This window comes from Mycobacterium sp. NAZ190054, from assembly GCF_001545925.1.
Taxonomy (GTDB): Bacteria; Actinomycetota; Actinomycetes; order Mycobacteriales; family Mycobacteriaceae; genus Mycobacterium.
In genome coordinates this window covers 1-8,657 of the sequence record NZ_LMVQ01000153.1, presented here as the reverse complement: position 1 = coordinate 8,657, position 8,657 = coordinate 1, and the positions used below count along the sequence as shown (strand labels likewise).

The 8,657-nt window shown below is 67.6% G+C and carries 8 protein-coding genes and 1 pseudogene; 2 read left to right on the top strand and 7 right to left on the bottom strand.

What is annotated here, in order from left to right; translation table 11 throughout:
- On the top strand, nucleotides 1–629 hold a 629-nt coding region (locus ASJ79_RS12565), incomplete at its 5' end, for an HNH endonuclease signature motif containing protein (protein ID WP_197420192.1).
- Here the strand turns inward: ASJ79_RS12565 and ASJ79_RS12560 are convergent.
- The 3 genes from ASJ79_RS12560 to ASJ79_RS12550 are packed head-to-tail and all read right to left on the bottom strand — an operon-like array spanning nucleotide 610 to nucleotide 4,618.
- Complete coding sequence (locus ASJ79_RS12560; protein ID WP_067955572.1) at nucleotides 610–2,520, bottom strand: acetoacetate--CoA ligase; 1,911 nt, start codon at nucleotides 2,518–2,520, stop codon at nucleotides 610–612. The genes ASJ79_RS12565 and ASJ79_RS12560 overlap by 20 nt on opposite strands.
- Nucleotides 2,505–3,251: a 3-hydroxybutyrate dehydrogenase gene (locus ASJ79_RS12555; RefSeq protein ID WP_067955571.1), complete on the bottom strand. Its 747-nt coding sequence runs from the start codon at nucleotides 3,249–3,251 to the stop codon at nucleotides 2,505–2,507. Before ASJ79_RS12555 ends, ASJ79_RS12560 begins: the two co-directional genes overlap by 16 nt.
- Nucleotides 3,248–4,618 carry an MFS transporter gene (locus ASJ79_RS12550; RefSeq protein ID WP_067955574.1) on the bottom strand — a complete coding sequence of 457 codons (1,371 nt, stop codon included), beginning with the start codon at nucleotides 4,616–4,618 and terminating at the stop codon, nucleotides 3,248–3,250. Before ASJ79_RS12550 ends, ASJ79_RS12555 begins: the two co-directional genes overlap by 4 nt.
- A 69-nt stretch (nucleotides 4,619–4,687) precedes the next feature.
- Between ASJ79_RS12550 and ASJ79_RS12545 the strand changes: the two genes are divergently transcribed.
- A complete protein-coding gene (locus ASJ79_RS12545; RefSeq protein WP_067955569.1) occupies nucleotides 4,688–5,638 on the top strand; it encodes a LysR family transcriptional regulator in 951 nt (316 codons plus the stop codon).
- Nucleotides 5,639–5,714: 76 nt separating this feature from the next.
- Here the strand turns inward: ASJ79_RS12545 and hsaB are convergent, their stop codons facing one another.
- From hsaB to ASJ79_RS12525, 4 genes and pseudogenes are all read right to left on the bottom strand, one after another.
- A complete protein-coding gene (hsaB, locus tag ASJ79_RS12540) occupies nucleotides 5,715–6,314 on the bottom strand; it encodes a 3-hydroxy-9,10-secoandrosta-1,3,5(10)-triene-9,17-dione monooxygenase reductase subunit (RefSeq protein ID WP_067955568.1) in 600 nt (199 codons plus the stop codon).
- 32 nt (nucleotides 6,315–6,346) lie between these two features.
- Nucleotides 6,347–7,249 carry an iron-dependent extradiol dioxygenase HsaC gene (gene hsaC, locus ASJ79_RS12535; protein WP_067955566.1) on the bottom strand — a complete coding sequence of 301 codons (903 nt, stop codon included), beginning with the start codon at nucleotides 7,247–7,249 and terminating at the stop codon, nucleotides 6,347–6,349.
- On the bottom strand, nucleotides 7,246–8,151 hold the full coding sequence (gene hsaD / locus ASJ79_RS12530) for a 4,5:9,10-diseco-3-hydroxy-5,9,17-trioxoandrosta-1(10),2-diene-4-oate hydrolase (protein ID WP_067955564.1): 906 nt from the start codon (nucleotides 8,149–8,151) through the stop codon (nucleotides 7,246–7,248). The genes hsaC and hsaD overlap by 4 nt, the downstream gene beginning before the upstream one ends.
- Nucleotides 8,151–8,657 (bottom strand): annotated as a pseudogene (locus ASJ79_RS12525) (flavin-dependent monooxygenase); the annotation flags it as partial. The pseudogene ASJ79_RS12525 and the gene hsaD, both read right to left, overlap by 1 nt.

The window sequence follows — 8,657 nt, the reverse complement described above, 5'->3', positions numbered from 1 at the left end:
AGGTGATGGCCGAGACCGTCTACGAGCGGGTGACCGGGCGGGCGGCGTCGGAGCCGGTGCCGATCGCGCTGAACCTGGTGATGGCCGACACCACCCTGGCCGGCGACGACAACGAACTCGGCTGGCTGGACGGCTACGGACCCGTCCCGGCAGGATTCTGCCGCGCATTGACCGGGGACGCGGTCGCCGACGCCGAACCCAAAGCCACCCTGCGCCGCCTCTACCGCCACCCCACCAGCGGACAACTGGTCGCGATGGAATCCAAAGCCCGCATCTTCCCCAAAGGGCTGGCCATGCTGATCGAACGCCGCGACCGGACCTGTCGCACCCCCTACTGCGACGCCCCGATCCGCCACCACGACCACGCCGTCCCCGACCGGGCCGGCGGACCCACCAACGCAGGTAACGGGCTCGGGCTGTGCGAAGCCTGCAACTACACCAAAGAAGCGCCGGGTTGGCGGGTCAGTACGGGTGAGGAGAACGGCGAGCATCGCGCGGAGTATGTGACGCCCACCGGCGCGCGCTACCCCTCGATCCCACCCCAACTCCCCGGCCCACCCATCCGCCGAAAACTCAGCCTGGCCGAAGGCCGACTCTCCATCGACCTCATCACCTTCGACGCCGCGTGACGTACCAGTCGAGCAGAGCGGGGTCGTCGACTGCGCTGCGCTCGACGACCTTCGCCGGGTCACCGCCCTGGAACAACTTCTTGATCGGCACCTCGAGTTTCTTGCCGGTGCGGGTGTGCGGGACGGCCGGCGCGACGATGATCTCGTCGGGCACGTGGCGCGGCGAGACCTCGGTGCGAATGGTGTCGTTGATGCGGTCGCGCAGTTCGTCGGTCAGTTCGACGCCGTCGGCGAGCACGACGAACAACGGCATCCAGTAACCGCCGTCGGATTGCTCGGCCCCGATCACCAGGGCTTCGACCACCTCGGGCAGACCCTCGACGGCCTGGTAGATGTCGGCACTGCCCATCCGGATGCCGTGCCGATTGAGGGTGGAATCCGAGCGGCCGTGCACGATCACGCTGTTGCGGTCGGTGACGGTGATCCAGTCGCCGTGGCGCCAGACGCCCGGGAACATGTCGAAATAGGCGGAGCGGTAGCGCTTTCCGTCGGGGTCGTTCCAGAATGCGACAGGCATCGACGGCAACGGCTTGGTGATGACGAGCTCACCGACCTCGCCGCGCACCGGGTTGCCCGATTCGTCCCACGCGTCCAGCGCGACACCGAGATAGGGTGCCGACAGTTCACCCGGCCAGACCGGCACGGTGCGGACCCCGCCGATGAACGCCGACACCACATCGGTGCCACCGCTGATCGACGCGACCTGGACGCCGACATGGTCGCGCAGCCACAGCGACGACGACGGTGGCAGCGACGAGCCGGTGATCCCCACGGTCCGCAGCGCCGACAGGTCGTGGGTGCGCCCCGGACTGGCACCGGCCTTGATGCATCCCAGCACATAGCCGGGGCTGGTGCCCAGTACCGTGGCTCGGACCCGGGCGGCGATGTCCCACAACGCATCCGGCCGCGGCGCGTTCGGACCGCCTTCGTAACAGACGATGGTCGCACCCACCAGCAGACCGGCGACCTGGAAGTTCCACATCATCCAGCTCGGGCTGGTGTACCAGAAGAAGGTGTCGTCACGGCCGATGTCGGACTGCAGCGCCACGGCTTTGAGGTGCTCGAGCACCACACCGCCGTGGCCGTGCATGATGCCCTTCGGCAGACCGGTGGTGCCGGACGAGAACAGGATCCACAGCGGATGCTCGAACGGCACCCGGGCCGGGTCGAGTGGGCTGTCACTGCGCTCGGCGAGGTCGTCGGTCGAGAAGGTCGCTTCCAGCGTCGGTAGGCCGGCCGCCACCGCGCGGACGTCGTCGCGCTTGTCGCGGTACTTGCCGCCGAACAGGTAGCCGTCGGCCGCCACCAGCACCTTCGGTTCCAGCTGTCCCAGCCGGTCCAGCGCGGCCTTGGCCGAATAGTCCTGGCCGCACGCGCTCCACACCGCACCGAGGGCGGCCGTCGCCAGGAACGCGATGACGGCCTCGGGGATGTTGGGCAGGTACCCGACCACACGGTCGCCGCGCCCCACCCCGGCCCCGCGCAGCCGCTCGGCGAACGCCGCCGCCCGCCCGAGCAGGTCGGCCCACGACACCTCGCGGTCGGGTCCGTCCTCGCTGACATGGATGATCGCCGGCCGGTCGGTACGCGCGTTGCGCACCACCTGGTCGACGTAGTTCAGCGTGGTGCCCGGAAACCATGTGACGCCGGGCATTTCCGAGCCCTCGACAACGCCGGCATGTTCACCGAGGTCGAAGTAGTCCCACAGCGCCCCCCAGAAGCCTTCGATGTCGTCGACCGACCACCGCCACAACGCGTGATAGTCCGCGAAGCTACGCCCGGTGCGCTGTTCGACGAACCGCGCGAACGCGGTGACCTGCGCCCCGGCGATGTCCTCGTGGGTGGGTTCCCATTGCGCGGCATCGGCCGTCACCGTCACCGCGCGCTCCATCCGCCGTCCATCGTGTACGACGCCCCGGTGACCATGCCCGCGGCGGGCGATGCGAGGAATGCGACCAACGCGCCGACCTCCTCCGGTTCCACGAGGCGTTTCACTGCGCTCTCCTTGAGCAGGATCTCAGATACCACCTGTTCCTCATCGATGTTGTGGGTTCGGGCCTGATCGGCAATCTGTTTGGTCACCAGGGGCGTCCGAACGTAGCCGGGGTTGATGCAGTTGCTCGTCACCCCGTGCGGGCCACCCTCGAGGGCTGTCACCTTCGACAGTCCCTCCAGGGCGTGCTTGGCGGTGACGTAGGCGACCTTGAACGGCGAGGCGCGCAACCCGTGGATCGACGAGATGTTGATGACCCGCCCGAACTCGTTGCGGTACATGTGCGGTAGCGCCGCACGGATCAGCAGGAACGGCGCCTCCACCATCAGGGTCATCATCGAGCGGAACTTCGCCGGCGGGAACGCGGCGATCTCGTCGATGTTCTGCACACCGGCGTTGTTGACCAGGATGTCAGTCTCCAACGTCAGGTGCTCCAACGCCTCGACGTCGAGAAGGTCGAGCGCCCAGGCGGTTCCGCCGACCTCCTGCGCCACGGACTTGGCCGCGACGTCGTCGATGTCGGCGACGGTGACCTTGGCTCCCTGTTCGGCCAGCGCCCGCGCGCACGCCGCGCCGATCCCGCCGGCGCCTCCGGTCACCAGCGCGGTGCGGCCGGTGAGCTCACTCACCGCAGACCCGCCCTGGTCAGCTGCTCGCGATCGGCCTCGTCGAGCGAATGCAGGTCGATGCCGTTGGTCTCCCGGGTGAACCATGCGGCGACGAGGGTGATCACCGCGGCGCCGGCCAGGTAGACGGCGATGGGCACCCACGTGCCGAACTGGTCGAGCAGCCAGGTGGCGATCGCCGGCGCGAGCGAACCGGCCACGATCGAGGTCACCTGATAACCAAGTGAGACACCGGAATACCGCATCCGGGTCGGGAACATCTCGGCCATGATCGCCGGCTGCGGCGCGTACATGAAGGCGTGGATGATCAAGCCGAGGATGACCGCGCCCATGATCATCAGGTAGTCGCCGGTGTTCATCATCGGGAACGCGAAGAACCCCCAGGTGGCCGCCAGCACCGCGCCGAGGATGTATACCGGCCGCCGGCCATACCGGTCCGCGAGTCGACCCACCTGCGGGACCACCAGGAAGTGCACCGCGTGTGCCGCCAGCAGGTACCACAGGATGTCGCTGGTGTCGGTGCCGACGTGCGTCTTGAGGTAGACGATGGAGAACGTGACGACGAGGTAGTACATGATGTTCTCGGCGAAGCGCAGCCCCATCGCGGTGAAAACGCCACGGGGGTAACGCTTCAGCACCTCGACTACGCCGTAGGACACGGACTTGACCCGCTCGACCTCTTCCTGGGCAGCGACGAAGATCGGCGCATCGGTGACCTTGGTGCGGATGTAGTACCCGATCAGCACCACCACCGCGGACAGCCAGAACGCCACGCGCCAGCCCCAGGACAGGAACGAGTCCTCGGACAGGACGCCGGTCAGCACCAGCAGCACGAGGGTCGCGAGCATGTTGCCGACCGGTACGGCCGCCTGTGGCCAGCTGGCCCAGAACGCGCGGTCCTTGTTCGGGCTGTGCTCGGCGACGAGCAGGACTGCGCCGCCCCATTCCCCGCCGACCGCGAAACCCTGCAGGAACCGCAGCGCCACCAGCATGATCGGCGCCCACACCCCGATCTGCGCGTAGGTGGGGAGGCATCCCATCAGGAAGGTCACGACACCGACGAGCAGGATCGCGAACTGCAACAGCTTCTTGCGGCCGTACTTGTCACCGAAGTGCCCGAACACGATGCCGCCCAGCGGCCTTGCGACGAACCCGACGGCGTAGGTCAGCAGCGCGGCGATGAGCCCCGCGGCCTCGCTCGTCCCCTCGGCGAAGAAGATCTTGTTGAAGACCAGCGTCGCCGCGGTCGCGTAGAGGAAGAACTCGTACCACTCGACGACGGTGCCCGCCATCGACGCGACCACGACGCGTTTGAGGCCCGTCGGGACCGAACCCGGTTCATCCGCCCGCGCGTCTTGTTGCGTGCTCATCGCACACTCCTCCTTTGTGATGCCCACCACAGATGTGAGTGAGTATTCATGCAGCTACCCCACGTCGCAATGGTCAAAACCGCACGCTGCATCTGCAAAAATGCAGAGGTGACCTCACCTGTGCGCCGACCGAGTGCCGACGACCTGCTCGTTCTGCTGGCCGTCGGGCGCACGGGCCGCTACACCACCGCGGCCGACGAGCTCGGGATCAACCACACGACGATCAGCCGCCGCATCGCCGCGCTGGAACGCGCGGTGGGCGGCCGCGTCCTGGCCCGGGTCGCCGGCGGATGGGAGCTCACCGAGCTGGGCCGGGAAGCGCTCGCCGCGGCCGAGGCCGTCGAGACCGCGGTCCGTTCGCTGGCCACCGATGCCGGCGGGCAGCGGGCGCTGGAGGGCGTCGTGCGCATCTCGGCGACCGACGGCTTCTCCGCCTACATCGCCGCGCCGGCCGCCGCGGCGGTGCAGCGCAGGCACCCCAAGGTCGCCGTCGAGATCGTGGCCGCCACCCGTCGCGCCACCCAGCAGCGCTCGGGACTGGACATCGAGGTGGTCGTCGGTGAACCGAAGGTGCACCGGGCCGAGGCGTTGCGGCTCGGCGATTACTGCCTCGGCCTGTACGGCTCGCGCGACTACCTGGCCGAACACGGCGGCCCGGCGGATGTGGACGACCTTCAGCGGTTCCCGCTCGTCTACTTCATCGACTCGATGCTCCAGGTCGACGACCTGGATCTGGCGACCAGCTTCGCCCCGGCGATGCGGGAGTCGGTGACCTCGACCAACGTGTTCGTCCACGTCGAGGCCACCCGGGCCTCGGCCGGCCTGGGCCTGCTGCCGTGCTTCATGGCCGACCGGCACCCCGACCTGGTGCGGGTGCTGCCCGGGCAGGTGTCGATCCGGCTCACCTACTGGCTCGTGACCCGGGCCGAGACGCTACGCCGTCCCGAGGTCGCCGCCGTCGTCGACGCGATTCGCGAGCGCGTGCGTGAGCAGCACGATGTGCTGCTCGGTCATCGGTGACGGCGAAGTTATCCACAGGCGTTATCCCCAGTGTGGATGAATTACACCCGTGTGATTCTGGTGAGACCGGCTCTGCTCAGAGCCAGGTGTCCTCGGTGGTCGCCGTCAGGAACGCCTCCAGATCGTTGCGCCAGTCGGCCGGGGTGTTCTTGTCGGGCTCGATGCCTGTGTACTGCCCCTGGTAGAACAGCAGCGGCCGCGGCTTCTGCTGTGGTCGGTACTCCTCGCGCGAGCGCTCGTCGGCGGCACTGTCGGACAGTGACTGCACCGCGCCGAACACCACGAAGTGGTCGCCGCCGTCATGCACGGAGTGCACGGTGCAGTCGATGTGCGCGAGAGCGCCTTCGATGATCGGCGAGCCCAGTTTCGAAGGTCCCCAGTCGATCCCGGCGAACTTGTCGGGCTCGCGGGACCCGAACCGGGCCGACACCTCTTTCTGGTTCTCATGCAGGACGTTGACGCAGAACCTACCGCTGGCCTCGATGGCCGCCCACGAGCGGGACAGCTTGGTCGGGCAGAACAGCACCAGCGGCGGTTCCAGCGACAGCGCCGCGAAGGACTGACACGCGAAGCCCACCGGCTCGTTGTCGTGCACGGTGGTGATCACGGTGATGCCGGTGCAGAACTGCCCCAGCACATTGCGGTATGTGCGGGGATCGATCGAAGGCTTGGACACTGGCTCTTGGTTCCTCGCGCGAGCGCTCGTCACTAGTCTTTGAAGCCGACGCTGAAGTCGTGGCCCCACAGCGAGACCGCGGTGCTCTCCCGGGCGACCCAGCTCGTGTCGTCGACTTCGAGCCCCTCACAACCGAATTCGACGTCGAACCCGCCCGGGGTCTTCATGTAGAACGACAACATCTTGTCGTTGACATGGCGCCCCAGTGTCGCCGACATCTTCACCTTGCGGCGCAGCGCCCGGTCCAGGCACAGGCCTACGTCGTCGGCGTTCTCCACCTCGACCATCAGGTGCACGATCCCGCTGGGGGTTTCGCCCGGCATGAAGGCCAGGCTGTGGTGACGCGGGTTGACGCCGAGGAAGCGCAGCCACGCCGGCGCGCCGTCAGCGGGCCGGCCCACCAACTGCGGCGGCAGCCGCATCGAGTCACGCAGGTAGAACCCGAGGACGTCGCGGTAGAAGTGCAGCGTCTCGGCGTCGTCACGGGTGGTGAGCACGACGTGGCCGAGGCCCTGCTCCTCGGTGACGAACTTGTGGCCGTACGGGCTGACGACCCGCCGATGCTCCAGGGCCACACCGTGGAACACCTCGAGCGTGTTGCCCGACGGATCGTCGAAGATGATCATCTCGTCGACGCGCCGCTCCGCCAACTCGGCGGCCGTGGCCTCCTTGTACGGAGTGCCCTCGACCTCCAGCCGCTTCCGGATGTCCTGCAGCTGCGCGGCATTGGCCGTCTCCCAGCCGGACACCAGCAGTCGGTCGTGCTCACCCGGCACGATCACCAGGCGGGCGGGAAACTCGTCCATGCGCAGGTACAGCGCGCCTTCGGCACTGCCGGACCCCTCCACCATGCCGAGCACCTTCAGTCCGTACTCGCGCCAGGCGGCGACGTCGGTGGCCTCGATACGCAGGTAGCCCAGGGAACGGATGCTCATGACCTTGCCTCCTTGACCCCGCCGTTGAGGAAATCGATGGTCAGCTTGTTGAACTCGTCGAACTTCTCCAGCTGCGCCCAGTGGCCGCACTGCCCGAACACGTGCAGTTGCACCCGGGGAATCTGCTTGAGCGCCACCAGTGCACCGTCGAGCGGGTTGACCCGGTCTTCGCGACCCCAGATCAGCAGTACCCGCTGGCGCAGCTTGTACACGTCGCGCCACATCATGCCCAGCTCGAAGTCGGCGCCGGCGAAGGATTTGCCCATCGCCTTGGTGGCGGCGAGCGACTCCGGCATGCTGGCGATCTGGAACCGCTCCTCGACCAGCTCGGGGGTGATCAGGCTCTGGTCCCAGACCATGATCCGCAGGAACTTCTCGATGTTCTCCCGCGTCGGTTCGGCGGCGAACTTGCCGAGCAGCTTGACGCCCTCGGTCGGGTCCGGCGCGAACAGGTTCACGCTCAACCCCCCGGGACCCATCAGCACCAGCCGCCCGGCCCGTTTCGGGTTGTCGAGGGCGAATCGCACCGCGGTGCCGCCGCCGAGTGAGTTACCCACCAGCGCAGCACGTTCGATGCCGAGATGGTCGAACAGGTTCAACAGCGCGGTCGCGCTGTAGCGGTTGTACTGCTCGTGCTCGGTGTGCTTGTCGGAGTGACCGTAGCCCGGCTGATCGACCGCCAGCACGTGGAAGTGCTGAGCGAGTACCGGGATGTTCTTCGAGAAGTTCGACCAGCTCGAGGCACCGGGACCGCCACCGTGCAGCAGCACCACCGTCTCGGGATGGCCGACGCCGGCCTCGTGGTAGTGCAGGCGCATGTCCTCGCGGACCTGGGCGTAGCGAGAGGTCGATTCGAACGTGATCTCCTGCTGCTGAGCAGCTTCGGCGGCGAAAGAGGTCATCAGACCATCGTGTCCTGGGGCGGAAGACCGAACGCGTCGTTGCCGAAGATCAGGTAGGCGCGCTCGGGCTCGTTGGCCGCATGCACCCTGCCCGCGTGCGCATCTCGCCAGAACCGCTGGACGGGCTGGTCGAGGCCGAGCGCCGTCGCACCGGAGGCCTCGAACAGCAGGTCGATGGACGCGATCGCCCGTGCGGTGGCACGGACCTGGTCACGACGGGCGCAGGCACGCAATGAGAACGGGATCTCCTTTCCGGCCTGCAGCAGCTGGTACTCGTCGCGGACGTTGCCGATCAGTTGCCGCCAGGCCGCGTCGATGTCGCTGGCGGCCTCGGCGATCCGGATCTTCGCGAACGGATCGTCCTTGGACTTCTCCCCGGCGAACGCGGCGCGCACCCGCTTGCCCTGATGCTCGACGTGAGCCTCGTAGGCGCCGTAGGCCATTCCCACGATCGGAGCGCTGATCGTGGTGGGATGCATGGTGCCCCAAGGCATCTTGTAGACCGG